Here is a 26,566-nt window from a genome sequence, read left to right on the forward strand (position 1 = left end):
CCGGCGCCGGGGCCGTCAGGCGATCACGGCCTCCCAGGTGTCGACGGCGTAATGGACCATCATGCCGTTGCGGGCGTAGAGGCGGGGGGCGCCCGTGGCGTTCTCGGTGTCGACACCGAGGCCCACCGTGTCCCGGCCCCGGGCGGCGAAGTGGGCGAAGGCGTGGCGCAGGAGGAGCGCGCCCAGGCCGCGGCCGCGGGCCTCGCGCAGGACACCGATGCTCCGGATCCAGCCCATGGCCTCGCGGTCGTCCCGGGCCAGCAGGAAGCCGGCGTCCCCAGCGTCGTCGGTGCCGGCGATCCACACCAGGGACCAGTCCAGCCGCTCGGCGTGGATGTCGTTCAGCCAGAGCCGGTAGTCGCGCGGCTGGAAGTCGAAGTGGTCCGCGAACGCCTTCTGGTACAGCTCGTACACCCGGACCCGGTCCGCCTCCGTGGCGCAGGCCCGCAGCCGCACTCCCGCCGGGACGTCGGGCGGGAGGTCACGCGTCGGGTCCACGGCTCGGCGCAGCACCTGGTGACGCCGGACGATGCTCCATCCCCGGGCGGTCAGGAGTTCGGTGTCGGTCGTGGGCCGGGCGGCGAGGTGCAGGTGGACGACGGCCCGCGCGGCTCCGTTGGCCCGTGCCCGGTCCAGGGCGCGGGCCTCCATGGCCGCCAGCACGCGCAGCCCGGTCCGCTGGTGGTCGGGGAGCACGTAGTGGTCGATGTCGACGCGCTCCCCGCCGGACTCGTCCCACAGCAGCCCGTACACCACCAGCCGGCCGCCGTCGAAGGCCAGCCACGAGTCCCGCTCCAGGTCCGTCCGCGGATGCTTCAGGTCGGCTTCGACGGTGTGCTGGTCGGTCTCGGGCCGGCCGATCTCGATCCGGTCGATCTCATTGAGGAGTTCGGTGATGGCGGGGGCGTCGGCAAGGGTGGCCGAACGCGGCTCAGCAGGGGACATGGATGCAGGGTTGTGGGTGCCGGTGGGTTGCCGCAACGGGTTTTCCGCCGGCCGCGGCACCCGCGTGCGGCCCCGTCGTGATGCCGGCGCCGATCCGGGCACGTAGGACGGCGAACCGGGGGCATACGGATGTCCCGAGGCCCTCTCCGTCGCCGACCAACGGGAGTTCCCTGTGACGCCGAGCCTGCGCACCGCCCGCGCGTGCCGTGCCGCCGCCGCCCTCCTCCTCGCCGCCGCCGGCTACGCGGCCACCCACCACCCCTGGCTCGCCCTGCCCGGCCTGTACGCCGCCGCGGTGTTCGCCTGGTGCGCCGCCCGAGCTCGGACGGAGCACCGGCTGCGTCTCGCGCGGGCACAGCGCGCCGAGCGGCTGGCACGCCCCCGCCGGCAGCGGCCGCTCGTCGTCCTCGCACCGTGCTGCGCGTTCTGGCAGCAGTCCGACGGCGCCGTGCACGGCCCGAAGTGCACCCGCCCCGCCGCCGCGCGCGTCCCCCTCCGGGACGACTGCTGCGAGCGGTGGTGGACGTCTCTGGGCGCACGGCACGACGCGGGCTGCCGACGGTACGCCGGTGCTTCGTGGGAGGACCGGGCCGGCACGACTCCGCAGTAGGACCGTCGGCCGCCCGAGAGGCCGGCGGACCCGGCGGCGGAGGTGAACCGCTGCCCGGTCCTCCCCTCGGCCGCGCCGACGACGGCGTACAACGGGTGGGCCCGTCCGGCCGTTCACCGCGGTGGGTCCCACCCGCTGGTCCACGACACGGCCGGCACCGACCACGAGGAGTGCCGGCCGTCCTGCGCCACGACTTCGCGACGGCCACCCGCTCCGGCAGACCGACCTCGCTCGACGCACAGCGGGGCTCGGCCGGGCGCCCCGGTGCCGCGTCAGCGGGTGTCCGTCAGACCGCCGGTGACGGCGATGACCTCACCGACGGTGAAGCTGGAGTCCGCGTCGGAGGCCAGGTACACGTACGCGGGAGCCACCTCCTCCGGCTGGGCCACCCGCCCCATGGGAGCCGAGCTTCCCAGGTCGGTCAGATAGTCGTCGGGGAACCGCTGGCCGGCCAGGTTGAGCACCGTCCAGGTCGGCCCCGGGGAGACGATGTTGGCGCGGATGCCGCGCTCGGCGAGGTGGGAGGCGATGGACTTGGTGAAGACGACCAGAGCCGCCTTCGAGGCGGCGTAGTCCATCATCATCTCGCTGCCCTTGAGCGCCTCCTCGGACGCGGTGGCGATGACGGCGTCGCCGTGGGAGAGGTGTGGCAGGGCCGCCATCACCAGGTGGAAGTAGGCGTAGACGTTCGTCTTGAAGACCCGGTCGAAGTCCTCGGCGGTCAGGTCGGAGAGGCTGTTCTGGCTGTTGAGGTAGGCGGCGTTGCTGACCAGGACGTTCAGGCCGCCCAGCTCCGCGACGGTGCGTTCGACGACATCCGCGCAGAAGGCCGGTTCGCACAGGTCGCCCGGCAGCAGCAGACAGGTGCGGCCCTCGTTCTCGACCGCCTTGCGGGTCTCGTCGGCATCTCTCTGCTCCTCGGGCAGGTAGACGATGGCGACGTCGGCCCCTTCGCGGGCGTAGAGGACAGCGACCGAACGGCCGATCCCCGAGTCTCCCCCGGTGATCAGCGCGACCTTCCCGGCGAGCTTTCCGGAGCCCCGGTAGTTGGGGGCGAGGTAGCGCGGGCGCACTTCCATCCGCTCTTCCAGCCCGGGGCGCTGCTGGCGCTGGAATCGGTAGGGCGGAGAGAGCTCCGCCTCCTCCTGGGGCATCGCCGGACGGTCGAGCGGTCCGCTCCCCGTTCCGTTCCTCTCCGCCATCTGGCCTCCACACGATCGCACGCACGGTCGGCGCCACCGTCCGGCGGCGCCCGGCATTCGGATGTCCCGAGCTCAGGCACTCAAACACGTCACGTCGGAGGCCGCGGGAGAGCAGAGCCGGCCGGGCAACGGCCTGGATGCCGCCGAGGGCCGTCCTGGACACACGCCGGGTCCAGGAAGGCCGGGGCGCGCGGTGCCGTCATTCCTGGCGTGGCGTGCAACCTGGATCCCAGTCGGCCGCACTTGGCGTTTCCTGTGAGTGAGGTGCCCCGGCCGTGGATGGCCGGCGGGCGGTACGCCGCGGGAGCGCCGGATTCCCAGAGTTCTCCCAGAAGCTCCCAGGAACCGGTCGGCCCGGCCCGTCAGGATCTCGCCCATGACAAGGATCGACGTACAGGGACTGACCAAGCGGTACGGGCCCGACACCGTGGTGGACGACCTGTCGTTCACCGTGGAACCCGGGCAGGTGACCGGCTTCCTCGGCCCGAACGGCGCGGGCAAGTCCACCACCATGAAGATGATCATGGGTCTGGCAGCCCCCACCCGGGGCTCGGTCACCATCGGCGGTCGTGGCTACCGCGACCTTCCCGTGCCGCTGACGGAGGTGGGCGCGCTGCTCGACGCCGGCGCCGTCCACGGCAGCCGGAAGGCGTACGACCATCTGCTGTCCCTCGCGGTGAGCAACGGCCTCTCCCGTGGCCAGGTCGGTGAGGTGCTCGCCCGGACCGGGCTGGAGGGTGTGGCCGGCAAGCGGGTCGGCGGGTTCTCGCTCGGTATGCGTCAGCGGCTCGGTATCGCGGCCACGCTGCTGGGCGACCCACAGGTGCTGATCTTCGACGAGCCGGTGAACGGACTGGACCCCGAAGGCATCCGCTGGATCCGGGACTTCATGCGTTCCCTCGCCCGCGAGGGCCGGGCGGTACTGGTCTCCAGCCATCTGATGAGCGAGATGGCGCAGACCGCCGACCATCTGGTCGTCATCGGCCGGGGCCGGATCATCGCCGACACCGGCATGAGCGAGTTCCTGCGGACCAACGGGGTGAGCAGCGTACTCGTCCGCACGCTCGAACCCGGCGCGTTCGCACGACAACTGACCGCCGCCGGGGCCACCGTTCGGGACGGCCGCGAGTCCTCGCTCGTCGTCTCCGGCATGACCAGTGAGGACATCGGCAGGCTCGCCGTCCACCACGGTGTCGCGCTCAGCGAACTCGCCCCGCAGCGCCCCTCTTTGGAGGACGTCTTCATGGAACTGACCAAGGACAGCCTCGAATACGAGGGGGCGACCGCGGCATGAGCGCGCCGACCCCGTCCGGGGTGACCTTCGCCCACACCTTCCGCGCAGAGTGGATCAAACTCCGCAGCCTGCGCTCCACCTGGTACACACTGGCCTGTCTCTTCCTGGTCGGACTCGGCATCACGGCCGTGTCCATGAGCTCCGCCGGTCAGGAGTACAAGACCGCGACGGCCGCGGAACGGCAGACCTGGGATCCGACCAGCCTCAGCCTGACGACGTACATCGTCGCCCAGTTGATCATCGGCGTGCTGGGCATCGTGGTCGTCACCTCCGAGTACGCGACCGGCCTGATGCAGACGTCGCTCACCGCCACGCCCCGCAGGCATCGGCTGCTGGCGGCCAAGGTGGTGCTGGCCGCGGCCGTCACCCTGGTGGCGGGTCAGGCGCTGATGTTCGCCGCCTTCCTCCTGGGACAGGCCCTCCTCACCACGCAGGACGTGCCGTACGCACGGCTGGGCGACCCCGGTGTGATCTCCGCCGTGGCGGGCGGCGGCCTCTATCTCTCGGCCATCGCACTGCTCGCCGTAGGTCTCGGCACGATCATGCGGGCCACGGCGGGAGCCCTCGCCACCCTGGTGGGGATCGTCTTCCTGGTCCCCGGCATGGCCGGCCTCTTCCCCTCGGCGTTCCAGGGCCTGGTCGACTTCTGGCCGACCGCGGGCGCGGCGGCGGTCCTGGAGACGGTCCCGAACCCCGACTTTCCGCACCCTTGGCTGAACCTGGGCGGAATGTGCCTGGGAGTGGCCGCCGTGCTGGTCTCCGCGTTCGTCGTCTTCCGACGCCGCGACGTGTGACGCCGGGGATGGCCGGGGTGACCGGGACCGCGGCGCCACGAGGGTACGGGTTCCGCGGCCGGGCCTCCGTATCCTGGCCGGCATGGAACGGTCGGGTGGGACGGTGACGCCCCGAGGGGGTACCGAGCAGCTGCTGGTGGTGGACGACGAGGCCACCGTCCGGGAGCTGCTCTGCGCGGCACTGCGTTTCGCCGGATTCCGGGTGACCTCCGCGGCGACCGGCACCGAGGCGGTCGCCGCGGCCACCGAGGAGCCCCCGGACCTGGTGCTGCTCGACGTCATGCTGCCGGACATGGACGGCTTCGAGGTGGTCCGGCGGCTGCGCGACCAGCGCCCGGCCGGCCGTGGCGGACCGGTGCCCGTCCTCTTCCTGACCGCCCGGGACCGGCAGGCGGACAAGGTCACCGGGCTCTCCCTCGGCGCCGACGACTACGTGACGAAGCCGTTCGACCTGGAGGAGCTGATCGCCCGGATCCGCGCGATCCTCCGCCGTACCACGGGCCACCAGACCGATGTGCTGACGGTGGGCACGCTGACGCTCGACGCCGAGGGGCACCAGGTGACGCGGGCGGGGCTGCCCGTCCGCGTCTCCGCCACGGAGTTCCGGCTGCTGCGGTATCTGATGGAGAACGCCGGGCGTGTGGTGTCCAAGGCACAGATCCTCGACCGGGTGTGGCGTTACGACTTCGGCGGGGACGCCAGCATCGTCGACACCTACATCTCGTATCTGCGCCGCAAGGTCGACACCGAGGAGCCGAAGCTCATCCACACCGTGCACGGTGTCGGCTACGTGATGCGGGAGCCCCGGCGATGAGGCGCCTGCTGAGCCGGTTCTCGCTGCGGGCCAGGCTGCTGCTGCTCACCGCCGGGCTGCTGCTGACCGGACTGAGCCTGATCAGCGCGGCCGTCTCCGACCGTTTGCAGGACTACCAACTCGACCGGCTCGACAGCCAGTTGCGCTCGCTCACCGCGCTCGTCCAGCGAAGTTCCGCCATCGGGCCGTCCGAGATCGAGGACCCCGCCTCCCGCCCCGAACTACTCGGCCCCGGCCTCGACCTGCTCGGCGCCCCGTACCTGGTGTTCCTGGACGCGGACGGCGAGGTGACGCGGCGCGTCCACACGCCGGGACTGGACAGCTCGTTCCTGCCGCCGTCCGACGAGCTGCGCACGGTCCCCACCGACGCCACGGCCGTCGATCTCCGGTCCGCGAACGGCTCGGAACGCTGGCGGGCCGTCGCCCGGCCGACCGACGCGAGGGACGCAACGGTGGTCGCGGCGGCGCCGCTCGCGGAGGCCGACGCCACCATCGACCGGCTCCGCACCAGCAGCGTGATCAGCGGTGCCGTCCTGCTCGTGCTGCTGACGGGAGTCGGCTGGTTCGCGCTCGGCCGAGGCCTGGGTCCGTTGCGCCGCATCGAGCACACAGCGGCCGCGATCGCCGACGGGGACCTCACCCGGCGCGTGCCCGGGCTCGCTCCGCCCGGTACGGAGATCGGCCACCTCGCGGCGTCGCTCAACACGATGCTCGGCCAGCTCGAGCGAGCCTTCGCCGACCGGGCCGCTTCCGAGGCGCGGATGCGTGCCTTCGTCGCGGACGTCAGTCACGAGCTGCGCACCCCGCTCTTCGGCATCAAGGGGACGACCGAGCTCTACCGGATGGGCGCGGTGCCGGAGCGGTCCGACGTCGACGAGGCGATGCACCGCATCCAGCGGGAGGCCACCCGGCTCACCGCCCTCACCGAGGACCTGCTGCTGCTCGCCCAGCTCGACGAGGCGCCCGAGGGACAGCTCGACCCGGCCCCGATGGACCTGCGCACTCTCGCGGGCGGCGCCCGCCACGACCTACGCGCCCTCGACCCGTCCCGACCGGTGGAACTCACCGGGCCGGGAGGCGTCGGCCCGCCCGGCCCGGCCCCCGTCCACGCCGACGAGGCCCGGCTGCGGCAGGTCGTCACCAACCTGGTGGGGAACGCCGTGGCCCACACCCCGCCGGGCACACCGGTCAGGATCGGCGTCGGCACGGAGGGTGGTCGCGGCGTGCTCGAAGTAGCCGACGAGGGCCCGGGGTTGACGGCCGAGCAGGCGGATCGCGTTTTCGACCGCTTCTACCGGGCCGACCGTTCCCGGAGCCGCTCGGACGGCACCAACGCCGGGCTCGGTCTCGCCATCGCCCGTTCCCTCGCCCGGGCACACGGCGGCGACATCGAGTTGGAGACAGGGGTCGGCGAGGGCGCACGCTTCCGCCTGACACTCCCCCTGCCGGCCCAGGGCTGAGCCGCTCGGAGCGTGTGGTCGGGCCACGGTACGGCTGTTCAGTCGACGACCGCGGTGGCCTCGACCTCGATCAGGTGCTCGGGCACGTCCAGTGCGGCGACGCCGAGCAGGGTGGCCGGCGGCGCCGCGGTGACCCCCAGCTTCGCGGTCCCCCGGGCGATCCCCTCCAGCAGCAGGGGCATCTTGTCGGGGGTCCAGTCGACGACGTAAACGGTCACCTTCGCCACGTCGTCGAAGGAGGCACCGGCCTCGGCCAGAGCGATGCCGACGTTGAGGTAGCACTGTTCGGCCTGCGCCGCCAGATCGCCTCCGCCGACCGGGTTTCCGTCGGCGTCCCAGGCGACCTGGCCCGCGATGAAGACCAGCTTCGATCCGGAGGCGATCGACACCTGCCGGTAGACGTCGACTTCCGGCAGTCCGGCGGGGTTCATCAGGGTGATGGCCATGACTTCTGTCTCCTTGCCCGTTCGCTCTCTTGTGGTTACTCGGGAACCGTAAGAGAGTGACCGCTGACATGGAAGAACGCACTTTTCAGTAACTGGGGAACCCGATGGTGACCAAGCAGTACACCGGCTCGCTCGACGACGCGGACCTGACCCGCGCGGACTCCCTGGCTCGGGAGATCTTCTCGGACATCGCCAACAAGTGGGCGCTTCTGATCATCGAGACGCTGGGCGACCGCACCCTGCGCTTCAGCGAGTTGCGCGCCGAGATCGAGGGGGTCAGCCACAAGATGCTCACGCAGAACCTGCGCATGCTGGAGCGCAACGGGCTGGTGGAGCGGTGCGTGCACCCCACCGTGCCGCCGCGGGTCGAGTACACCCTCACGGAACCGGGCCGGGGACTGCTGAAGACGACGCACTACATGTGCGACTGGACCCACCGGTACCTGGGCCACATCGAGGCCTCCCGGCGCAGCTTCGGCGCCTGACGGACGGCGCGCGGTCCGGCGCGGGCGGCGAGCGGGTCAGCCTCGCCGGCGAGCGGGGCTGCCAAAGACCGCCAGCCGCAGGACGACGAAGCGTACGACGGTGACGGCGACCGACGTGGCGGCGAGGACCCCGGTCTCGGCGGCCGGCGAGGCGGCGGGCTGCGCGTGCTTGAACCACAGCACCGCACCGGACGTGAACAGATAGCCGAGCAGGAAGAGGCCACCGGCTCCCAGGTGGGCCCGGGCCGGCCCCGCGGCCGCGTGCCGGAACGTCAGTCGCCGGTTCGCTTCGGTGTTCAGCACGGTCAGCACCAACAGGGAGACCAGATTGGCGGCGGCCGGGGGCCACCACAGGCGCAGCGCCCAGTACAGCAGTGCCTGCCCGGCCGTCGACACGACGCCGATCGCGACGAACCAGCCGACCTCCCGCGACCACATCGTGCGCCGTGTGGAGGGAGCGGTCGAAGCGCCGAGCGGCTCGCCGGGCCCGGCCGCGGCCGATGACGCCTTCAGCCGAGCCACGCGCCACGCTCCCACCCGGCCGACCGACCGATCGTCAACTGCTGGAATTCCGCGCAGCCTACTACGCCACCGTGAGACACTTTGCCTGGTCTTTGCCTTGCGGGAACCGCGCGGCCGTCGGGTGCGTTCATCCTGGTAGCCGCGAGAGATCGCGACCGAGGGTCAAGACAGATCAAGACGGACAAGCAGCAGCAACAGAAGCCGAGGTGGCACGAGTGGCGATGTGGGACAAGATCAAGGACCAGGCCAAGACCTTCCAGCAGTCCCAGGGCACTCGGGGAGCGAGCGGGACCGGGCAGGGACCGCAGGGGTATCAGGGACCGCAGGGACATCAGGCGCACCAGGGGTCCGGCCAGCCGGGCTCGTCCTCCGGCGGCTCCAAGGCCCAGCTGATCGGGATGTTCAAGACCCAGCTCGCATCGGTCAAGACCGAACTCAAGAGCGGCGCCTACCGGGACGCCAGCATGGCCATGTGCGCGCTGGTCGCCGCGGCCGACGGGCAGGTTGAGCCGGCGGAGCGACAGCGCGTGGAAGAGCTGATCGTTTCCAACGAAGTCCTGCAGAACTTCCCGGCGGACCAGCTTCGTCAGCGGTTCAACCAGCATGTGGACCGGCTCGTCGGCAACTTCGAGCTGGGCAAGAGCGAGGCCCTGCAGGTGATCGCCAAGGCCGCCAAGAAGCCCGCGGAGGCCCGCGCGGTCATCCAGACCGGCATGGTCATCGCCGGGGCCGACGGCGTCTTCGAGCCGTCCGAGCAGTACGCGATCCGCGAGGCGTGCACCGCTCTCGGCGTGTCTCCCTCGGAGTTCGGCGTCTGATCCCTGGCCCGTCCCGCGGACGGAAACGCGCTTGACGGCCGTCGGCGCCGAAGGATCGGATGACGTCCATGAGTTCAGGGCAGCCGATGCATCCGGGCCTCCAACCTCTCGACGACCGTCTCGTACGGCGCCTGGTCGCCGGGCAGTTCCCGCAGTGGGCGGGACTGCCCGTCGAGCGCTTCCCGTCCGGGGGCACGGTCAACGCGATGTACCGGCTGGGCGACGACATGGTCGTACGGCTGCCGCTGGTCAAGGGCGGGGCCGGGGACGTGCTGGCGGAGCGGGAGTGGTTGCCCCGCCTGTCGCCCCTGCTGCCCACCGCCGTCCCCGAGGTGCTCGGGGCCGGTGAACCCGCCGAGGGATATCCGTGGCCGTGGTCGGTGTACCGGTGGCTGCCCGGCGAGGTCCCGGTGGCCGGAGCACTGACCGAGCCCGGGCTGCTGGCCCGGGATCTGGCCGGGTTCGTGGCAGCGATGCGGGGCATCACTCTGCCGGGAGCGCCCAATGCCCATCGCGGCGGACCGCTCGCCACCCTCGACGCGGCGACCCGGGCCGCGATCGGGGAGCTGCGCGGCCTCCCCCAGGAAGGCATCGACTGCGATGCCGCGGCCGCCGTGTGGCAGGACGCGCTGCGGGCCCCGGACCGGGACGGCCCGCCGGTCTGGCTGCACGCCGACCTGATGCCCGGCAACCTGCTGGTGGACGGGGGCAGACTGTCCTCGGTGATCGACTTCGGGTGCATGGGGGTGGGCGACCCGGCCTGCGATCTCTTCCCGGCGTGGAACCTGCTGCCGGCCGGTGCGCGGGGGGTCTTCCGGGAGGCGCTCGGAGTGGACGACGCGGCCTGGCGGCGTGGCCGGGGACGGACGCTCTCCCAGGCGCTGATCGCGCTGCCGTACTACCGGGAGACCAATCCCGCGATGGCCGGCAACGCCCGTCATGTGATCCGGGCGGTGCTGGAGGAGGACGACTGAGCGTCGCCCCCGCCCGGACGGCCCGGCGTACGGCAAGGGCCCGGCGTACGGCAAGGGCCTGAAGCCGGCTCGCGCCCTCACCGGCGGTGACAGCGCCGCCCCGGCGCGCCGGCCGAAGGCGGGTGCCGTCCGCTCAGCTGTCGTAGTCCACGGTCAGCTTCTCCGAGACCGGGTACGACTGGCAGGTCAGGACGTAGCCGGCCTCCACTTCCGCCGCTTCGAGGGCGTAGTTGCGGCGCATGTCGACCCTGCCGTCGGTCACCAGGGCGCGGCAGGTGCCGCAGACTCCGCCCTTGCAGGCGAAGGGCAGGTCGGGCCGGGTCTGCTGGGCTCCGTCGAGGACGGACCGCTCCCGGGAGAGGGCGGAGGTCGTGGAGCGGCCGTCCAGGGTGATGACGACCTCGCTGACGGGCCCCCGCGGGCCGGCCTCCTCGTGGTGGACTTCGCGCACGGGCTCGTCCTCGGCGTAGAACAGCTCCCGGTGGACTCGGCCCGCCGGGACGCCGAGGCCGGTCAGGACCTGCTGCGCGTCGGCGACCATGCCCTGCGGGCCGCACAGCCACCAGTGGTCCGCGCTCTCGACGTCCACCAGGGAGTCGATGAGCGCCGCGAGCCGTCCGGCGTCCAGGCGGCCGGAGAGCACCTCGGCCTCGCGGGGTTCGCGGGAGAGCACATGGGCCAGGTGGAAACGGGCCGGGTGGAGGTCCTTCAGGTCGGCCAGTTCGTCGGCGAACATCACCGTGTCGGTGCGGCGGTTGCCGTAGAAGAGGGTGACGGCCGAGCGGTCGTCGGCGGCCAGCACCGACTCGGCGATGGACACCATGGGCGTGATACCCGAGCCGGCGGCGATCAGCACATGGTGGCCGGGGGTGGTCAGGTCGGGTGTGAAGAGGCCGGTGGGGGCCATCACCTCGACTGTGTCGCCGGGACGCACCTCGTTCACCAGCCACGACGAGAAGACACCGCCCGGCACCACCCGGACACCGATGCGCGGGTCCGTGCCGGCCGGTGCGCAGATCGAGTACGAGCGGCGCTCGTCCCGGCCGTCGACCTCACGCCGCAGGGTGAGCGACTGACCCGGCGCGAAGGCGAACTCCCCGGCCAGTTCGTCCGGGATCTCGAAGCTCACGGCCGCCGCGTCCGCGCACAGCCGCTGCACGGCGGCGACGCGCAGGCGGTGGAAGGCGGGACGGCGGCGGGCACGCGCCGGTGCCGGGCCGGAGGCGGTCGCCGAGGCGGGGGCGGTCGGGGCCATCAGATCTCCTTGACGTACTCGAACGGCTCGCGGCAGGCCCGGCAGCGCCACAGCGCCTTGCAGGACGTGGCGGCGAAGCGGGAGGTCTCCTCGGTGTCCGCCGAGCCGCACCGGGGGCAGGGCACCGCGGGCCGGACGGGCGACAGGACGAGGGAGACCGGGCCGCGGGGCGCGGCACCGGGCGGGGCGATGCCGTGCTCGGCGAGCTTGCGGCGGCCGGCCTCGGTGATCCAGTCGCTGGTCCAGGGCGGGTCGAGGACCGTACGGATCTCCACGCGCGCGTAGCCCGCGTCCCGCAGGCGCGCGGCGACGCCCGCCCGCATCTCGGCCATGGCCGGGCACCCCGAGTAGGTGGGGGTGAGGCTCGCGACCACGGTGCCGTCCCCGGTCACCTCGACGCCGCGCAGCACGCCGAGGTCGGCGAGGGTCAGCATGGGCAGCTCGGGGTCGGGCACCTGCTCGGCGACGTGCCGGGCGCGGTGGGCTTCCAAGGGCCCCAGGCCACCGGTCACCATGTCGCCTCCGGGTGGGCGCGTGCGACGCTCTGCAACTCGGCCAGGAGCGGGGCCAGATGCTCGGTGTGCTCGCCGGCGCGGCCGGAGCCGGGCAGCGGGCGGTACACCGGCAGGGTCAGCCCTGCCGCCTCGGTGACCTGGCGCAGGACGTCGGCGACCTCGTCCCGGACGTCGTACGCCGTGTGCAGTTCGCCGAGGTACGGGGCGACCTGTTCCAGCGCCGCGCGCATCCTGCGGTGCGACTCGTCCGTGCCGTCGCCGAGACGCACGGCCCACTCGGCGGCGTACTGCCGGTGGTACGTCAGCTCCTTGACGCCCTTGGCCGCGACCGCCGCGAGGACGGGGTCGGGGTGGGCCTGAAGACGCTGGAAGTGGGCCAGGCGCCAGCTGGAGAGCACCAGCAGCCGCACGATCGCGAACGCGAAGTCGCCGCCGGGTAGTTCGGCCAGGGTCACGTTGCGGAAGTCACCGGCGTCCCGGAAGTAGGCGTAGGCGTCCTCGTCGCGGCCGGTGCCGTCGACCTGACCCGCGCGGGAGTAGAGCAGGCGGGCCTGGCCGAGGAGGTCGAGGCCGATGTTGGCCAGCGCCACCTCCTCCTCCAGCTCCGGCGCACGCGTGACCCACTCGGCGAGCCGCTGCGCCAGGACCAGGGCGTCGTCGGCCAGCGCCACACAGTCCGCGGCCAGTCCACCGGCGTCGACGCCCTCGGGCACGGTGGTGTCGACGCCGTGCAGCGGGTCCTCGAAGCCGGTGCCGTAGGCCCAGCGGGTGTCGTCCTCGTGTCCCTCGGCCAGGGTCAGGTAGACGTGGTCGTCACTCATGCCCTGCTCCTAGATGTGGGGGACGTCGTCGGGGATGTCGTAGAAGGTCGGGTGGCGGTAGACCTTGTCGGCGCTGGGGGCGAAGAAGGGGTCCTTCTCGTCGCGGGTGGAGGCGGCGATGTGCTCGGAGCGCACGACCCAGATGCTCACGCCCTCGTTGCGCCGGGTGTAGAGGTCGCGGGCGTGGGTGAGGGCCATGGCGTCGTCGGCGGCGTGCAGCGAGCCGACGTGGACGTGGTTGAGGCCGCGCTTGCCGCGCACGAACACCTCGTACAGCGGCCAGCCCTGCTTCTCGGCGCTCATGCCGCCGCTCCCTTCTCCGTACGGGCCGCCTGCTTGGCCGCGTGGGCGGTGGCCGCCTCGCGCACCCAGGCGCCCTCCTCGTGGGCGGTCCGCCGCCGCTGGATCCGCTGCTCGTTGCACGGGCCGTCGCCCTTGATGACGCGCGTCAGCTCGTCCCAGTCCGGAGTGCCGAAGTCGTGGTGCCCCGTCTCCTCGTTCCAGCGCAGCTGAGGGTCGGGCAGGGTGACGCCGAGCTTCTCGGCCTGCGGGACGGTCATGTCGACGAAGCGGCGGCGCAGTTCGTCGTTGCTGTGCCGCTTGATCTTCCAGGCCATCGACCGCGCGGAGTTGGGCGAGGCGTCGTCGGGCGGGCCGAACATCATCAGGGACGGCCACCACCAGCGGTCCACCGCGTCCTGGACCATCTCTCGCTGGGCGTCGGTGCCGCGCATCATCGTCATCAGCAGCTCGTAGCCCTGCCGCTGGTGGAAGGATTCCTCCTTGCAGATGCGCACCATCGCGCGCGCGTACGGCCCGTAGGAGCTGCGGCACAGCGGTACCTGGTTGCAGATCGCGGCGCCGTCCACGAACCAGCCGATCACACCGACGTCGGCGAAGCTCGGGGTCGGGTAGTTGAAGATCGACGAGTATTTCTGGCGCCCCTCGATGAGCCGCTCGGTGAGGTCGTCGCGGTCCGCGCCGAGCGTCTCGGCCGCCGAGTACAGGTACAGCCCGTGGCCGGCCTCGTCCTGGACCTTGGCGAACAGGATCGCCTTGCGGCGCAGCGACGGCGCCCGGGTGATCCACTCGCCTTCGGGCTGCATGCCGATGATCTCCGAGTGGGCGTGCTGGGCGATCTGCCGGATCAGCGTCTTCCGGTAGCCGTCCGGCATCCAGTCGCGCGGTTCGACGCGCTGGTCGCGCGCGATCGTCGCGTCGAAGTGCTCCTGCAGCCCGTCCGGGGGCGGCGCCTCGGCGGCGTGTGTCGTGGTCATCGTCACCAGCTTCCCAACCGACCATTCGTTCGGTATCAGTGTGACGCGTTTCCCGGTGCCGGGCAAGACCCGCACGCACACCGACCGCACACTTGACACGGCGACCGCACGGCTGGATTACTGGGCCCTGCCGCGAGCTGACCGAATGATCGGTCGGGAAACAAGGTGGTGGGACCACGTGGTGGGAAAGGTGTCGCAGGCCGCTGAGCCGACGCCCACGGAGGTGATGTTCGCCGCGGACGAGGCGTCCCGGCGACTGGGCATCGAGCTGGTCGAGCACGGTGAGGGGACCGCCGTGCTCCGTATGACCGTGACCCCGGCGATGGTGAACGGGCACCGGATCGCCCACGGCGGCTACCTGTTCCTGCTCGCCGACACCGCCTTCGCCTGCGCGTGCAACAGCCACGGCCCCGTGACCGTGGCGGCGGGGGCCGACATCGTGTTCGTCGCGCCGGCCCGCGCGGGCGACGTGCTCGTGGCGCGCGCAGAGGAGCGCGCCCGGTTCGGCCGCAGCGGTGTCTACGACGTGACCGTGCGGCGCGCCGGAGAGGTGATCGCGGAGTTCCGCGGACGCAGCCGCAGTGTGCGGGACACTACGGCGCGCGAGACGCCGGGCACGACGAAGGAGTCGCGATGAGCAGCGAGCCGACCGCCGGGGCGTCCCCGGCACCCCGCCTGGGAGAGCCCCTCCCCCACGACCTGCTGGACGAGGCCGAGCGGCTGTCCCGAGAGGGGCTGCGGGAGTTGCAGCTCGACCGGCTGCGCGCGACGCTGCGGCACGCCTACGAGAACGTGGAGCTGTACCGGAAGAAGTTCGACGCCGCCGGGGTGACGCCCGAGGACTGCCGCGGCCTGGCGGACCTGGCCCGGTTCCCCTTCACCACCAAGGCCGACCTGCGGGACACCTACCCCTTCGGCATGTTCGCCGTCCCGATGGCCGACGTGCGGCGCGTGCACGCCTCCAGCGGCACCACCGGCCGTGCCACCGTCGTCGGTTACACGGACAACGACCTTTCGATGTGGGCGGACGTCGTCGCCCGCTCCATCCGGGCGGCGGGCGGCCGGCCGGGCCACAAGGTGCACATCTCCTACGGCTACGGCCTGTTCACCGGAGGCCTCGGCGCGCACTACGGCGCCGAACGCGCCGGGTGCACGGTGATCCCGGCATCCGGCGGCATGACGGCGCGGCAGGTGCAGATCATCCAGGACTTCCGGCCCGAGATCATCATGGTCACCCCGTCCTACATGCTCACCCTGCTCGACGAGTTCGAGCGGCAGGGCGTCGATCCACGCACCACCTCACTGGAGGTCGGCATCTTCGGCGCCGAGCCGTGGACCGAGGAGATGCGCCGCGAGATCGAGGAGCGCATGGACATCCACGCCGTCGACATATACGGGCTGTCCGAGGTGATCGGCCCCGGCGTGGCGCAGGAGTGCGCCGAGACCAAGGACGGGCTGCACGTGTGGGAGGACCACTTCTACCCGGAGGTGGTCGACCCGCTCACGGACGCCGTGCTGGCCGAGGGCGAGGAGGGCGAGGTGGTCTTCACCTCGCTCACCAAGGAGGCGCTCCCGGTCATCCGGTACCGCACGCGCGACCTGTCGCGGCTGCTGCCCGGTACCGCCCGGCCCGCCTTCCGCCGGATGCGGAAGGTCACCGGCCGCTGCGACGACATGATCATCCTGCGCGGGGTGAACGTCTTCCCCACCCAGATCGAGGAGATCGTGCTGCGCACCCCCGGCGTCGCCCCGCACTTCCAGATCCTGCTCACCGAGCGCGGCCGGATGGACCACATGACCGTGCGGGTCGAAGCCCGCCCCGACGCCGGTCCCGAGCAGCGCGAGGCCGCCGCCAGGGCGATCGGCCAGGGCGTCAAGGACGGCGTGGGCGTCACCGTGGAGGTGGAGATCGTCGGCCCGGAGACCCTGGAGCGCTCACTCGGCAAGCTCCGCAGGGTCAGGGACCTGCGCCGGGCCTGACCCTTCGGCCCGCAGAGGGGAGAAACGTGAGCACCGACACGTCTGTTCGCCCCTCGGACTGGTGTGCGCGGCGATACGGATGGGCAGTGAATGCATGATCGGGGGAGATTGAGTACGTCCTGGGGGTAAATCCCGTGCGTGTGTGTGTGATCGGTGCAGGTCTGTCGGGGCTGGCTGTGGCCCATGCCCTCAAGGAGCGGGGCATCGGGTTCGTCTGCCTGGAGAGGGCTGCCGACGTGGGCGGGATCTGGCGTCAGCCGGAGGCCGGCGAGCGGGGCCCGGGATACCAGTCGCTGCACCTCAACACCGCCAAGCAGCTGACCGGTTACGCCGGCTTCCCGATGCCGGACTCGTACCCGCTCTACCCCCGGCACAGCCAGGTCGCCGCCTATCTGCGGTCCTTCGCCGAGTGGGCGGGCATCCGCGAGAACGTCGAGCTGCGGACCGAGGTCGTGTCCGTGGCACAGGACGCGGACGGCATGTGGACCGTCGTCAGCCGGGACGCGGACGGCGCGACGACGTCGCGGCGGTTCGAGCGCGTGATCGTCGCGTCGGGACACCACACCGACCCCGCACTGCCCGACACGCTCCCGGCGGGTTCCGAGACCTTCGCCGGAAGGATCCTGCACTCCCTCGACTACCGCGACGGCGGCGACTTCGCCGGACAGCGCGTCGTCGTGGTGGGCCTCGGAGCCTCGGCGGTGGACATCGCCGCGGACCTGTCCCGGCACGCCGCCGAGACCGTCCTCTCGGTGCGCCGGGGTCTGCACATCGTGCCCAAGCAGCTGTACGGGCAGTCGCTCGACGAGATCGCCGAAGCGCCCTGGTGGAACGAGATGTCCTTCGCCGAGCGGCGCAAGTGGGCCGAGGAGGCCCTGCTCGTCGCGCGCGGCAGGCTGGCGGACTACGGCCTGCCCGAGCCCGACCATCCGCTCTTCTCCTCCGCCACGACCCTCTCGGACGAGATCCTCAGCCGGATCCGGCACGGCGCGGTGACGCCGAAGCCCGCGATCGCCTCCTTCGACGGCGACCGGGTCGTGTTCACCGACGGCACCCGGGTGGCGGCGGACGCGGTCGTGTACTGCACCGGTTTCCACATGACCTTCCCCTTCCTGCCCGCCGGCTGTCCGGTGGCGGCGGACGGCTCGGTCGAGCTGTACAGACGGGTCGTCCCGGCCGACCGGCCGGGCCTGTACTTCGTCGGGCTCGTCCGGCCCGTGGGCGCGATCACCCGGCTGGTGGAGGCCCAGGCGCGGTGGGTGGCGCGGATCATCGGCGGGGAGGCCGAGCTGCCCGCGGCGGACGAGATGCGCGAGGAGATCGGCACGTATCTGGCCGGCATCGTCCAGCGCTACGGCCGGACGCGGGGCGCCTCGATCCAGGTGGACGTCGGCCCGTATCTGGCGGAGTTCCGGGAGTCGCTGCCCGTGTGACCGCCCGCCGGGCGCCGGCGCCCGGCCACCACGTTCACGACCAGGGCTCCCGGTGCGTTCCACCGGGAGCCCTGCGGTGTCCGGACGGTCGGTTCAGCGCACCGCCACCGGATGCGGGACGGCCTGAGCGACCGGCGGCCTGACCGCGTACGCCTCCGAGGAGAGGTAGGCCGTCACCCGCGGCGGGCGGTCCTGCTGATGGGCCAGCGCCAGGTAGGCGATCAGCCCCACGCCGTCCTGGGGCCGCCGCTCGGTGACGGCGGCCAGGGCGCGGCCGAGCACCGAGGCGTCCATGCCGTGGTGGCGCATCACCCGCTCACCCCGCGCCAGGGCCTCGCCGTCGTGCCGGGCGTAGTCCCTGACCGGGATGTGCAAGGTGAAGCCACTCGGCCGCCCGGTGGCGGTGTCGGTGAAGGAGTGGCAGGACAGGCCCGGCCGCCTGCTGAGCCCCGTCATGTCGGGGCCGAGGCCCGCGGCCGTGCGGTAGAAGCCCTCGATGCCCGCGGGGCCCGGACCCGCTTCCATGCGGGACAGCCGCCCGGCCTGACCGGCCGTGAGGTTGTCGTGGCGCACGTAGACCTTCACCCGGGGTTCGGACCAGTCCCCCAGGTCCAGGGCCAGGAACGGGTATCCGACTCCCTGCGGCAGGCCGGCGAAGGCCCGCCGGTGGCCCAGCCGGTGCAGCGCCTCGCGCACCGTCGCGGCGGAACGGTCCGCCCCGTTCGCGGCCGGGTTGAGATAGACCTTGACCTTGGGCACACCGCCGGGCCTCAGTTCCAGGGCGCACCACAGGGCCAGGGGACCTTGCGGTGCGGGCGGCAGGAAGAGGTCCCGCAGGTCGTCGAGCGGGCCGGTGGAGAAGTGCCAGCGCCGCGCCATCGCCCTGATCGCCTCGAGTCCGACGCGGCCGTTGTGGGCCAGGCTGTCTGCGCCGCAGCCCGGTTCCAGGAGCACCCGCAGGGCGGGAGCCGCGTCCGGCTGGAAGGAGAGGGAGAACTCGACGGGGGTGTGGTCGTCGGACAGGAAGCTGCGGGTGGGCGGCGGCAGGTTCAGCGGTCGCTCGGCCACCGCGCCCAGGGTGTCCGTCAGGACCCGGGCGTAGGTCTCGGCGTCGGCCTCCGACAGGCCGGCGACCGCGCCGAGTCTTCGCAACTGACCGCCCGTGAAGGCTCCGAGCGTCGGTGTGCCTCGCAGTCCGTCGCCCGTCGCTCTGGCGGTCACCTGCCCGGCCCCCGTCGCAGCCGCACAAAGTGATACCCGCCTGGGGAGGCGGGTATCGGGGGGTGCGGCGGCGGGTAAGCGGCGTTCGTGGATATGTGGTCCACGACACCTCCTTTTACTCGTAAGCAACTTGAATGCCGCGTTGCTCACTACCCGTGCCGTTGGATCTTCATGCGGGAGGGGCAGAGGTGAAGGGTGTTACGCACGTCACCTGGTGAGCCAGTTGAGGAACTGGCTCCACATGCCGCTGCGTTCGGCCGGGCGGGCCGGGCTCGCCGCGTCCTCCCGGGCGGCTGCCCCGGTGCCCGACTCCTGGTCGCCGCGCCGTCCGGACCGCACCGGGGTGAAGCGGGCCGGGAGCGTGGCCAGAGCCCGGTTGAAAGGACCCGGACGCCACGTCAGGCTGTCCTCGGGAACGGCGAGTTCGACGTCGGGCAGCTCGTTGAACAGGTGCTCGATGGCGGTGACGGTGATGTGCCGGGCCGGTTCCTTGGACGGGCAGGCGTGCGGACCCGCGCTCCAGGCCAGGTGCGCGCGGTTGCTGCCCGCCTGGCGCGATGCCTTCAGGGCCGGGCCGGTGTTGGCCGCGGCGAAGCTGACCAGGACCAGATCGCCCGCCCGCAGGTGCTGTCCGGCCAGTTCCGTGTCGGCGGCCGGGTAGTGCGGCGCGTAGTTCGACATGGGAGGGTTCTCCCACAGCGTGTCGTCGAGGGCCTCGTCGATCAGGCCGCCCTCACGGGCGTACCGCTCGTGGGTGAGCAGCCGGTGCAGGGTGTTGCCGATGAGGTTGCGCAGCGGTTCGGCGCCCGCGCCCAGCAGCAGCGCGAGCTGGTGGACCATCTCCTCGTCGGTCAGCCGCGCCTCGTGCCGCATCAGCCAGGAGGTGACGTCGTCACCGGGCTTGCTCCGCTTGAGCGCGACCAGCTCCTCCACCGCCTGGAACAGCACCGCGGTGGCCTTGTCGGCGTTGACTCCGTCGAACATGCCGGAGATGCCGAACAGCACCCGGTCGCCGATGTCTGCGGGGCAGCCGAAGAGTTCGTTGAACACGAACAGCGGCAGCTGCCTGGCGTAGTCGCCGAGCAGGTCGGCCGAGCCGCGGCCGCCGAACTGGGAGATGAGGTAGCCGGAGATCTGCTCGGTGCTCCGGCTCAGCCGGCGGCTGTCCACCCGCGCCATGCTGTCGGTGACCGCCTGCCGCAGGCGCAGGTGGTCGGCGCCGTCGGCGAACATGCAGTTGGGCCGATAGGCCAGCAGCGGCGCGACGGGGCTGTCCGGGCCCACCTTGCCCTCGTTGAAGGCCCGCCAGCGACGCGCGTCCTTGCGGAAGGAACCGGAGTCCTGCAGCAGCTGGAGCGCGGCGGCGTAGTCCGTGACCAGCGTCGCCTCGACGCCGGGGGCCAGTTCGACGGGCGCTGCGGCGCCGTAGTGGCGCAGATACTCGTAGTACGCCTGCGGGTGGGCGGCGAACTCCGGCCCGTGCAGCGGCACCCGGGCCCCGGAGCCGTGGGCCGGGCACCCGGGCGGCGGCACCGGGGCGGTGTCGTGGGCGTTCATGTCTGCTCCCAGCTCCTAGCGGGTGCGGTCCAGCAAGTAGCGGACGAGGGTGGTCAGTGCGGCGGCGGAGGACTTCTCGTCGCGGGCGTCGCAGGTGACGACGGGGGTGTCGTCGAGCAGGTCCAGTGCTTCGCGCAGCGCCCGCTCGTCGCGCAGCGGTACGCCGTCGAAGTGGTTGACGGCGATGGCGTAGTCGAGTCCGTAGTGCTCGATGAGGTCGATCACGGGGAACGAGTCGGCCAGCCGCTCGGGGTCGACCAGTACCAGGGCGCCCAGCGCGCCGCGGGCCATGTCCTCCCACATCTGGACGAAGCGCTGCTGGCCGGGCGTGCCGAACAGGTAGAGCACGACGCGGTCGCTGATGGTGAGGCGGCCGAAGTCCATGGCGACCGTGGTGGTGGTCTTGCCCTGGACGCCCTTGAGGTCGTCGACCGCCTCGGCGGCCTGCGTCATCGTCTCCTCGGTGGAGAGCGGCTCGATCTCGGAGATGGAGCCGATGAGCGTGGTCTTGCCCACCGCGAAGTGGCCGACGACGAGGATCTTCACCGCGGTCTGGGTCGCCCCGCCGCGTACGTAGTCCTGCTCATCCAAACTTGGCGCGGAGACCATTGAGCACCTCCTCCAGGATTTCCTTGTCGGCCAGGCGTGCACGGGCCACGGGCGGGCGGGTCGTGAGATGGCCGCCCTCCATGAGCGACGCCAGCAGGATCCGCACCACGCCGAGCGGGAAGTGGGTGTAACCGGCGATCTCGGCGACCGAGAGGTAGCCGGCGGAGCAGAGATCCAGCAGGCTCCGCTCCTCGGGGGACAGCCGGACCGGCCGTCGTGTGTCCTCGGCGGAGGCGGTGACCAGGGTGATGAGGGAGAGGTGCTCCTCGTCGGGCAGGCCGCGGCCCTTGGTGATGACGTACGGCCGCACTAATTCGGCGGCCTCGGGCTCCCAGCCGTCGTGGCCGTTCATGAGCGGTTGCCGAGGTTCTCGCGCGGCGGTGTCGTCAGCCGCTTGCCGAGCTGGGCCACGAGCTGCTGCATCCGGAAGGTGATGTCCGCCATGTCGACCTCGGGGGAGGCGGAGACGCCGAGGTAGGCGCCCTCGCCGGCGGAGATCAGGAAGACCCAGCCGCCGTCGAACTCGACCAGGGTCTGCCGCCACGCCTGGTTCGGGTCCTCACAGAAGAAGGCGAGAGTGCGGCTGAGCGACTGCACACCGCTCATCGCGGCGGCGACCCGGTCGGCGTCGTCCTTGTCGAAGTCCTGCGTCCGGGCCATCAGCAGTCCGTCGGCGGATATCAGGACGGCGTGCAGGGCCCCGGGAATCTCCAGGGCGCTGTCCAGCATCCATGACAGATCGTCGTTCACGAGTCCTCATGTCCTTCGCTTCTTGCACCGGGTGTTCTGCTCGTCCGGTCCGTCTCCTCGGGCCGGGTGACACGGCCGGTCTGCGTGCCCCGCTGGAAGGCGGCCATGATCTGCGCCTGCTCGGAGTCGGAGCGGCCGGCGGAGCGCGGGGTGGACGCGCTGCCGGGCACGATGGCCATCGGGCGCTTGCGGCGCCGCCGGGGCAGACCGTCGTCGGTCTGCGACGAGGTGAGCGCGGCTTCCGGTCCGCCGTCCTGGCCGGCCCGGGGCGTGGCACGGGCGGCCGGGGCGGGTGCCTTCTTCTCCGGCATGGCGGTGAGCAGTTCGTGCGGCAACAGCACCACCGCGCGTACACCTCCGTAGGGGGAAGAGGAGTCCACCGACACCTCGAAGCCGAATCGCTCGCACAGCAGGCCGATGACGGCGAAGCCGAACTGCGGCGGATTGCCGAGGCCCGCCACGCCCGAGGCCCGCTCGGTGGCGAGCAGCCTGTCGGCGCGGGTGCGCTCCTCGTCACTCATACCGACACCCGCGTCGTCGACGACGACGCAGATGCCCTTGGGCACGGTCCGGATGTTGATCTCGACGACGGTGTCCGGGCTGGAGTAGCTGGTGGCGTTGTCGAACAGCTCGGCGAGGGCCAGGGCGACGGGTTCGACCGCCCGGCTGGTGATGCCGAAGTCGACCTGGGAGAGGATCTCCACCCGGCGGAAGTGCCGGATGCGCCCCTGCGCGCTGCGCACCACGTCGTACACCGAGGCGGTGTCACGCCGGCCACCGAGCCAGCCGTCGCACAGGACCGCGATGGACTGGGCACGCCGGCCGAACTGCGAGTTGGTGTGGTCGATCTCCAGCAGGTCCTGGAGGAGTGCCGAGTCGCCGTACTTGGTCTGGAGCCGTGAGAGCACCAGCTGCTGTTCGGCGGCGAGGCCCTGAAGGGTCCGCATGGCCGATTTCAGGACGGTCTTCGTCTCGTCCTCGGCCCGCTCCTGAGCCGCCCGCACGGACTTGCCGTAATCGTTCTCCAGCTCTGTGTAGTGATCCCTGAGCCCCTGGACCTGTTGTCGCAAAGCTCGCGCCGCCCTGCGCTGGCGGCTGATGAGCGCGACGGCGGCGACGAGGGCGACGAGGGCGACCCAGAGCAAGGGGTTCCCCATGTATTCCGTCATAAGACTCTCTTCAGGCGACTGAAGGCCGGCTTGCTGAGTTCCCGTCTACGCGGGCGGTCCGGTGGACTGCCCGCACCGGCCTTGCCGCCCGGGCTGTCCCTGAAGTCGGGAATGGCGTCCTTTGACCCATCCGCCCGCTCCGCAAACGCGGTGATCGTATCACCGCATGATCAGGTGAATTCACGTCAAGAAGTGCCCAGCCGGGACCGGTTGGAGACCGGCTCTCGGCGGGTCGTGAACGATGGGTACAGTCGGCCCCGTGAAAGACGCACAAGACACCTTCCGGCCGGGCCCGGGGCCGGCGCGGGACGGAACGGCGTGACGCCGGAGGCCATGGCCGCGGTGTTCACGGCGGGCTTCGGGGCCGGCGCGATCAACAGCGTCGTCGGCTCCGGAACGCTGATCACCTTTCCGGTCCTGCTGGCCACGGGACTGTCGCCCGTCACCGCCACGGTCTCCAACGCGCTCGGCCTCATCCCCGGTTCCGTCAGTGGGGCCATCGGCTACCGGAAGGAACTGAGCGGCCAGCGCTCCCGCGTCCTGAAACTGGGCGTGGGCGCGCTGGCGGGCGGTCTCGTCGGCGCCACGCTGCTGCTGGCCCTGCCGGCCGACGCGTTCGAGACGATCGTGCCGGCCCTGGTGGGTCTGGCCCTGGTCCTGGTGGCACTCCAGCCCCAGCTCGGCAGGCTGGTCCAGCGCCGCCGGGAACGCACCGGCGCCTCCCCCCGTCGTGACGGCGGCCCGCTGCTGTTCACCGGACTGACGCTCGCCAGCGTCTACGGCGGCTACTTCGCCGCCGCGCAGGGGATCATCTACCTGTCCCTGATGGGCATGCTCCTCGACGAGTCCCTGCAACGCCTCAACGCCGTCAAGAACGTGCTCTCCGCCCTCGTCAACACCGTCGCCGCGCTCTTCTTCCTCTTCGCCGCGGACTTCGACTGGACGGCCGTCGCGCTCATCGCGGTCGGCTCGGCCCTCGGTGGTTACGCCGGAGCCAAGGTGGGCCGCCGCTTCAGCCCTCCGGTCCTGCGGATCCTGGTCGTGACGGTCGGCACCTTCGCCCTCGTACAGCTGCTGCTGCGCTGACCCGGCGGCCGGGCCGCGGCTCTCGCGGACCGCCGGCCGCAGGGCGGCCGCCATCGGTTGAAGGGCGCCCGAGGGCGGCATCTGCCCCACCGCTCCCCCTCCCAACCCTTCCCGCGCCCGCGGGGCGCGTGGCATACACCACGCCGTGGCGCGGATTGCCCCGGGGAGTGATCAGGGAAGCCATGGAGGCGCCCAAGATCGACTCGAAGGGACACGCCCTCGTGACGCTCGTAGCGCCTCCCCCCATACCCAGGGCAGCGGGCTCGCTCCCGTTTCTGGGTCACGCGATACAGCTCCTGCGCGACAACCTCGGCTTCATCGCCTCGCTGCGCACCGCCTACGGACCGCTCGTCGAGATCACCCTCCAGCCCGGCACCCGCACCCTGGTCGTCCAGGACCCCGAACTCATCCGCACCATGCTGACCGACCTCGGACCGAGCCTCGACAAGGGCCGGTTCTTCGAGAAGATGGGCCAGTTGCTGGGCGACTCCGTCGTCACCGCCGCCGGCCAGGTCCACGTGCGCAAACGACGCCAGCTGCAACCGGCCTTCGCCCGCGACCGGATCGCCCGCTACGTCGACACCATGCGCGGCGAGACCGAGGCCGCCCTCGACGGCTGGGCCCCGGGACGGAGACTCGACGTGCGCGAGGCCATGGTCGGGCTCAGCCTGAACATGCTCGCCAAGACGGTGTTCTCCGGCAGTCTCGACGAGGACACCTTCCGCCGGCTGCGCGCGGACCTGTCGGTGGTGATGAACGGCGTGGGCGCCCGCGTCATGCTGCCCGACTGGGTCGAGCGGCTGCCGCTGCCCGTCAACCGCCGCTTCACCGCGGCGCGCGACGCCGTACGGGCCACCATCGACCGGGCGGTCACCGACCTCCAGACCTCCGGCCACGACACCGGCGACATGCTGTCCCTGCTCCTGCGCACCACCGACGAGGAGACCGGACGGCCGCTGACCGGGCACCAGATCTCCTCCGAGATCCTCACCCTGGCCGTGGCCGGCACCGAGACCACCGCGTCGGTGCTGTCCTGGGTGCTGTACGAACTCGCCCGGAACCCCGGCATCGAGGCGCGGGTCCTGGAGGAACTGGACGACGTCCTCGGCGACCGACCGGTCACGTTCGACGACCTGGGCCGGCTGCCCTACCTCGGCCGGGTCGTCGACGAGACCCTGCGACTGCACCACACCGGATGGCTCGTCACCCGCCGCACCGTCACCGAGACCCGGCTCGGTCCCTGGACCGTGCCCGCCGGGACCGAACTCGCCTACTGCCAGCACGCTCTGCACCGCGACCCGGAACTGTTCACGGACCCACTGAGCTTCGACCCCGACCGCTGGCTGGACAGCGAGCAGCCACGCCCCACGCACGCGTTCCTGCCCTTCGGCGCGGGCAAGCACAAGTGCATCGGCGACCGCTTCGCCCTCACCGAGCTCGTCACCGCCGTCGCCACGATCACCCGGCGGGTACGGCTGGAACTCGCCCCCGGCCAGACGGTACGGCCCGTCGCCGCGGCCACCGTGCGGCCCCGGACCCTGCTGATGACCGTACGCGACAGAAGGGACACCGCGGCCCCGTCCACCCGCTGAACCGACGTGCCGGGCCGGTCCGCGGGCTCCGCCGGCCGGCCCGGGCCTTCGGCATAACGGCGCGTTATGAGAAGTCGGGATTGGTGGCCCCGGATCCGCGCCGGACATGCTGAGCGGCGCCCCACACAGCCACACGCGCCCCCACGCGTGTCGTCGGAATCGAGGAGCCTTGCGCATATCCAGACTCGTCCCCACCTTGATGGCCGCTCTCATGGCAGCGCTGCTGTCCGCCCTCACACTCGCGCCGAGCGCCTGGGCGGCGGAGCCCCGGCCCGGTGACGGCGGCCCCCAGCCGATCATCGGCGGCGGCTACGCACAGAACGCCCCCTGGGCCGCCCGGCTGTTCTCCAACGGAGCCCAGACCTGCTCCTCGACCATCATCTCCCCCACCTGGATCCTGACCGCCAAGCACTGCGTGAGCGGCGGAGGCCTCTCCTTCCGCATCGGCAGCCTCGACCAGAGCTCCGGCGGCACCGTGGCGAACGGCGTCCAGACCGTCACGCACGCCTCGTCGGACCTCGCGCTGGTCCGGCTCGACCGCTCCGTCTCCGCCACCTACGCGCGGCTCGGGCAGCCGGGCACGGTACGGGTCGGCCAGACCGTGCAGGTCTACGGCTGGGGCGCCACCTCCCGGTGCGGCTCGGAGATCAACTGCCAGTCCCAGCGCCTGAAGGTCGCGAACCTCAGCGTGACACGTGGGTGTTACGACGCCTACTACGGTTCGGCGATCTGCGCCCGCCCCGGCGACGGCATCACCGCGGGCGGTGACTCCGGCGGCCCGATGATGGCCGGCGGCGTCCAGGTGGGCGTCGCCTCGACCAGCGACCGGCAGACCACCACGGCGTACACGAACGTGACCGCCTACCGCTCGTGGATCCAGTCCGTCGCGGGCGTCTGACCCGTCCCGCCCCGACGACCGAACCGGGCTCCTGCCCGA

29 protein-coding genes are annotated in these 26,566 nt (G+C 71.8%); 14 read left to right on the forward strand and 15 right to left on the reverse strand.

What is annotated here, in order from left to right; all coding sequences use genetic code 11:
- Positions 1 to 15 precede the first annotated feature (15 nt).
- On the reverse strand, positions 16 to 945 hold the full coding sequence (locus QC283_RS19865) for a GNAT family N-acetyltransferase (protein ID WP_279562915.1): 930 nt from the start codon (positions 943 to 945) through the stop codon (positions 16 to 18).
- Positions 946 to 1,117: 172 nt separating this feature from the next.
- Between QC283_RS19865 and QC283_RS19870 the strand changes: the two genes are divergently transcribed.
- Complete coding sequence (locus QC283_RS19870) at positions 1,118 to 1,555, forward strand: hypothetical protein (RefSeq protein WP_279562916.1); 438 nt, start codon at positions 1,118 to 1,120, stop codon at positions 1,553 to 1,555.
- 272 nt (positions 1,556 to 1,827) lie between these two features.
- Here the strand turns inward: QC283_RS19870 and QC283_RS19875 are convergent, their stop codons facing one another.
- A complete protein-coding gene (locus tag QC283_RS19875) occupies positions 1,828 to 2,709 on the reverse strand; it encodes an SDR family oxidoreductase (protein ID WP_279562917.1) in 882 nt (293 codons plus the stop codon).
- A 424-nt stretch (positions 2,710 to 3,133) separates the two neighbouring features.
- Here QC283_RS19875 and QC283_RS19880 point away from each other — a divergent pair, with 424 nt between their 5' ends.
- From QC283_RS19880 to QC283_RS19895, 4 genes are all read left to right on the forward strand, one after another.
- Positions 3,134 to 4,051, forward strand: a complete 918-nt coding sequence (locus QC283_RS19880; RefSeq protein ID WP_279562918.1) for an ABC transporter ATP-binding protein — start codon at positions 3,134 to 3,136, stop codon at positions 4,049 to 4,051.
- Positions 4,048 to 4,845 (forward strand): ABC transporter permease, encoded by a 798-nt coding sequence (locus QC283_RS19885; protein WP_279562919.1) that lies wholly within the window; start codon positions 4,048 to 4,050, stop codon positions 4,843 to 4,845. Before QC283_RS19880 ends, QC283_RS19885 begins: the two co-directional genes overlap by 4 nt.
- 82 nt (positions 4,846 to 4,927) lie before the next feature.
- Positions 4,928 to 5,659 carry a response regulator transcription factor gene (locus tag QC283_RS19890; RefSeq protein ID WP_279562920.1) on the forward strand — a complete coding sequence of 244 codons (732 nt, stop codon included), beginning with the start codon at positions 4,928 to 4,930 and terminating at the stop codon, positions 5,657 to 5,659.
- Positions 5,656 to 7,119, forward strand: coding sequence for a sensor histidine kinase (locus tag QC283_RS19895; RefSeq protein WP_279562921.1), 1,464 nt, complete (start codon positions 5,656 to 5,658; stop codon positions 7,117 to 7,119). The genes QC283_RS19890 and QC283_RS19895 overlap by 4 nt, the downstream gene beginning before the upstream one ends.
- A 38-nt stretch (positions 7,120 to 7,157) precedes the next feature.
- Here the strand turns inward: QC283_RS19895 and QC283_RS19900 are convergent, their stop codons facing one another.
- Positions 7,158 to 7,565, reverse strand: coding sequence for a RidA family protein (locus tag QC283_RS19900; RefSeq protein WP_279562922.1), 408 nt, complete (start codon positions 7,563 to 7,565; stop codon positions 7,158 to 7,160).
- A gap of 104 nt (positions 7,566 to 7,669) precedes the next feature.
- On the opposite strand from QC283_RS19900, the gene QC283_RS19905 reads away from it, so the two are divergent.
- Entirely contained in the window at positions 7,670 to 8,050 is a 381-nt protein-coding gene (locus QC283_RS19905) for a winged helix-turn-helix transcriptional regulator (RefSeq protein ID WP_279562923.1), read from the forward strand.
- Between the two features lie 36 nt (positions 8,051 to 8,086).
- Here QC283_RS19905 and QC283_RS19910 read toward each other — a convergent pair whose 3' ends face one another.
- Positions 8,087 to 8,572, reverse strand: a complete 486-nt coding sequence (locus tag QC283_RS19910) for a GtrA family protein (RefSeq protein ID WP_279562924.1) — start codon at positions 8,570 to 8,572, stop codon at positions 8,087 to 8,089.
- A 215-nt stretch (positions 8,573 to 8,787) separates the two neighbouring features.
- Between QC283_RS19910 and QC283_RS19915 the strand changes: the two genes are divergently transcribed.
- Together QC283_RS19915 and QC283_RS19920 are read left to right on the forward strand one after the other, a co-directional pair.
- On the forward strand, positions 8,788 to 9,390 hold the full coding sequence (locus QC283_RS19915) for a tellurite resistance TerB family protein (RefSeq protein ID WP_279562925.1): 603 nt from the start codon (positions 8,788 to 8,790) through the stop codon (positions 9,388 to 9,390).
- 68 nt (positions 9,391 to 9,458) lie between these two features.
- On the forward strand, positions 9,459 to 10,364 hold the full coding sequence (locus QC283_RS19920) for an aminoglycoside phosphotransferase family protein (RefSeq protein ID WP_443032650.1): 906 nt from the start codon (positions 9,459 to 9,461) through the stop codon (positions 10,362 to 10,364).
- 133 nt (positions 10,365 to 10,497) lie between these two features.
- Here QC283_RS19920 and paaE read toward each other — a convergent pair whose 3' ends face one another.
- From paaE to paaA, 5 genes are read right to left on the reverse strand one after another with little or no spacing between them, the layout of a single operon-like run.
- A complete protein-coding gene (paaE, locus tag QC283_RS19925; protein ID WP_279562926.1) occupies positions 10,498 to 11,619 on the reverse strand; it encodes a 1,2-phenylacetyl-CoA epoxidase subunit PaaE in 1,122 nt (373 codons plus the stop codon).
- On the reverse strand, positions 11,619 to 12,134 hold the full coding sequence (gene paaD, locus QC283_RS19930; RefSeq protein WP_279562927.1) for a 1,2-phenylacetyl-CoA epoxidase subunit PaaD: 516 nt from the start codon (positions 12,132 to 12,134) through the stop codon (positions 11,619 to 11,621). Before paaD ends, paaE begins: the two co-directional genes overlap by 1 nt.
- Entirely contained in the window at positions 12,128 to 12,955 is an 828-nt protein-coding gene (gene paaC / locus QC283_RS19935; RefSeq protein WP_279562928.1) for a 1,2-phenylacetyl-CoA epoxidase subunit PaaC, read from the reverse strand. The genes paaD and paaC overlap by 7 nt, the downstream gene beginning before the upstream one ends.
- A 9-nt stretch (positions 12,956 to 12,964) precedes the next feature.
- Entirely contained in the window at positions 12,965 to 13,258 is a 294-nt protein-coding gene (gene paaB / locus QC283_RS19940; RefSeq protein WP_279562929.1) for a 1,2-phenylacetyl-CoA epoxidase subunit PaaB, read from the reverse strand.
- Positions 13,255 to 14,232 (reverse strand): 1,2-phenylacetyl-CoA epoxidase subunit PaaA, encoded by a 978-nt coding sequence (paaA, locus tag QC283_RS19945; protein ID WP_279562930.1) that lies wholly within the window; start codon positions 14,230 to 14,232, stop codon positions 13,255 to 13,257. Before paaA ends, paaB begins: the two co-directional genes overlap by 4 nt.
- 178 nt (positions 14,233 to 14,410) lie before the next feature.
- Here paaA and paaI point away from each other — a divergent pair, with 178 nt between their 5' ends.
- The 3 genes from paaI to QC283_RS19960 all read left to right on the forward strand — a co-directional run bounded on the left by paaI (position 14,411) and on the right by QC283_RS19960 (position 17,645).
- Positions 14,411 to 14,869, forward strand: coding sequence for a hydroxyphenylacetyl-CoA thioesterase PaaI (paaI, locus tag QC283_RS19950; RefSeq protein WP_279562931.1), 459 nt, complete (start codon positions 14,411 to 14,413; stop codon positions 14,867 to 14,869).
- On the forward strand, positions 14,866 to 16,212 hold the full coding sequence (gene paaK, locus QC283_RS19955; RefSeq protein ID WP_279562932.1) for a phenylacetate--CoA ligase PaaK: 1,347 nt from the start codon (positions 14,866 to 14,868) through the stop codon (positions 16,210 to 16,212). The genes paaI and paaK overlap by 4 nt, the downstream gene beginning before the upstream one ends.
- A 134-nt stretch (positions 16,213 to 16,346) precedes the next feature.
- Complete coding sequence (locus QC283_RS19960) at positions 16,347 to 17,645, forward strand: flavin-containing monooxygenase (protein ID WP_279562933.1); 1,299 nt, start codon at positions 16,347 to 16,349, stop codon at positions 17,643 to 17,645.
- A 93-nt stretch (positions 17,646 to 17,738) separates the two neighbouring features.
- Here the strand turns inward: QC283_RS19960 and QC283_RS19965 are convergent, their stop codons facing one another.
- The 6 genes from QC283_RS19965 to QC283_RS19990 form a co-directional block, all read right to left on the reverse strand.
- Entirely contained in the window at positions 17,739 to 18,866 is a 1,128-nt protein-coding gene (locus QC283_RS19965; protein ID WP_279562934.1) for a tryptophan dimethylallyltransferase family protein, read from the reverse strand.
- 207 nt (positions 18,867 to 19,073) lie between these two features.
- Positions 19,074 to 20,423, reverse strand: coding sequence for a cytochrome P450 (locus QC283_RS19970; protein WP_279562935.1), 1,350 nt, complete (start codon positions 20,421 to 20,423; stop codon positions 19,074 to 19,076).
- A 15-nt stretch (positions 20,424 to 20,438) separates the two neighbouring features.
- Positions 20,439 to 21,032, reverse strand: a complete 594-nt coding sequence (locus QC283_RS19975; RefSeq protein WP_279562936.1) for a GTP-binding protein — start codon at positions 21,030 to 21,032, stop codon at positions 20,439 to 20,441.
- Entirely contained in the window at positions 21,007 to 21,384 is a 378-nt protein-coding gene (locus tag QC283_RS19980) for a DUF742 domain-containing protein (protein ID WP_279562937.1), read from the reverse strand. The genes QC283_RS19975 and QC283_RS19980 overlap by 26 nt, the downstream gene beginning before the upstream one ends.
- Positions 21,381 to 21,782, reverse strand: coding sequence for a roadblock/LC7 domain-containing protein (locus tag QC283_RS19985; RefSeq protein ID WP_279562938.1), 402 nt, complete (start codon positions 21,780 to 21,782; stop codon positions 21,381 to 21,383). Before QC283_RS19985 ends, QC283_RS19980 begins: the two co-directional genes overlap by 4 nt.
- Positions 21,779 to 22,951, reverse strand: coding sequence for an ATP-binding protein (locus QC283_RS19990; RefSeq protein WP_279562939.1), 1,173 nt, complete (start codon positions 22,949 to 22,951; stop codon positions 21,779 to 21,781). The genes QC283_RS19985 and QC283_RS19990 overlap by 4 nt, the downstream gene beginning before the upstream one ends.
- A gap of 333 nt (positions 22,952 to 23,284) precedes the next feature.
- Here QC283_RS19990 and QC283_RS19995 point away from each other — a divergent pair, with 333 nt between their 5' ends.
- The 3 genes from QC283_RS19995 to QC283_RS20005 all read left to right on the forward strand — a co-directional run bounded on the left by QC283_RS19995 (position 23,285) and on the right by QC283_RS20005 (position 26,527).
- Positions 23,285 to 24,037 carry a sulfite exporter TauE/SafE family protein gene (locus QC283_RS19995; RefSeq protein ID WP_279562980.1) on the forward strand — a complete coding sequence of 251 codons (753 nt, stop codon included), beginning with the start codon at positions 23,285 to 23,287 and terminating at the stop codon, positions 24,035 to 24,037.
- Positions 24,038 to 24,219: 182 nt separating this feature from the next.
- Positions 24,220 to 25,629: a cytochrome P450 gene (locus tag QC283_RS20000; RefSeq protein WP_279562940.1), complete on the forward strand. Its 1,410-nt coding sequence runs from the start codon at positions 24,220 to 24,222 to the stop codon at positions 25,627 to 25,629.
- Between the two features lie 169 nt (positions 25,630 to 25,798).
- Positions 25,799 to 26,527 carry a S1 family peptidase gene (locus QC283_RS20005; protein ID WP_279562941.1) on the forward strand — a complete coding sequence of 243 codons (729 nt, stop codon included), beginning with the start codon at positions 25,799 to 25,801 and terminating at the stop codon, positions 26,525 to 26,527.
- The last annotated feature ends 39 nt before the right edge of the window (positions 26,528 to 26,566 follow it).

The sequence above is a fragment of the Streptomyces sp. DH41 genome (genome assembly GCF_029813785.1).
Taxonomy (GTDB): Bacteria; Actinomycetota; Actinomycetes; order Streptomycetales; family Streptomycetaceae; genus Streptomyces.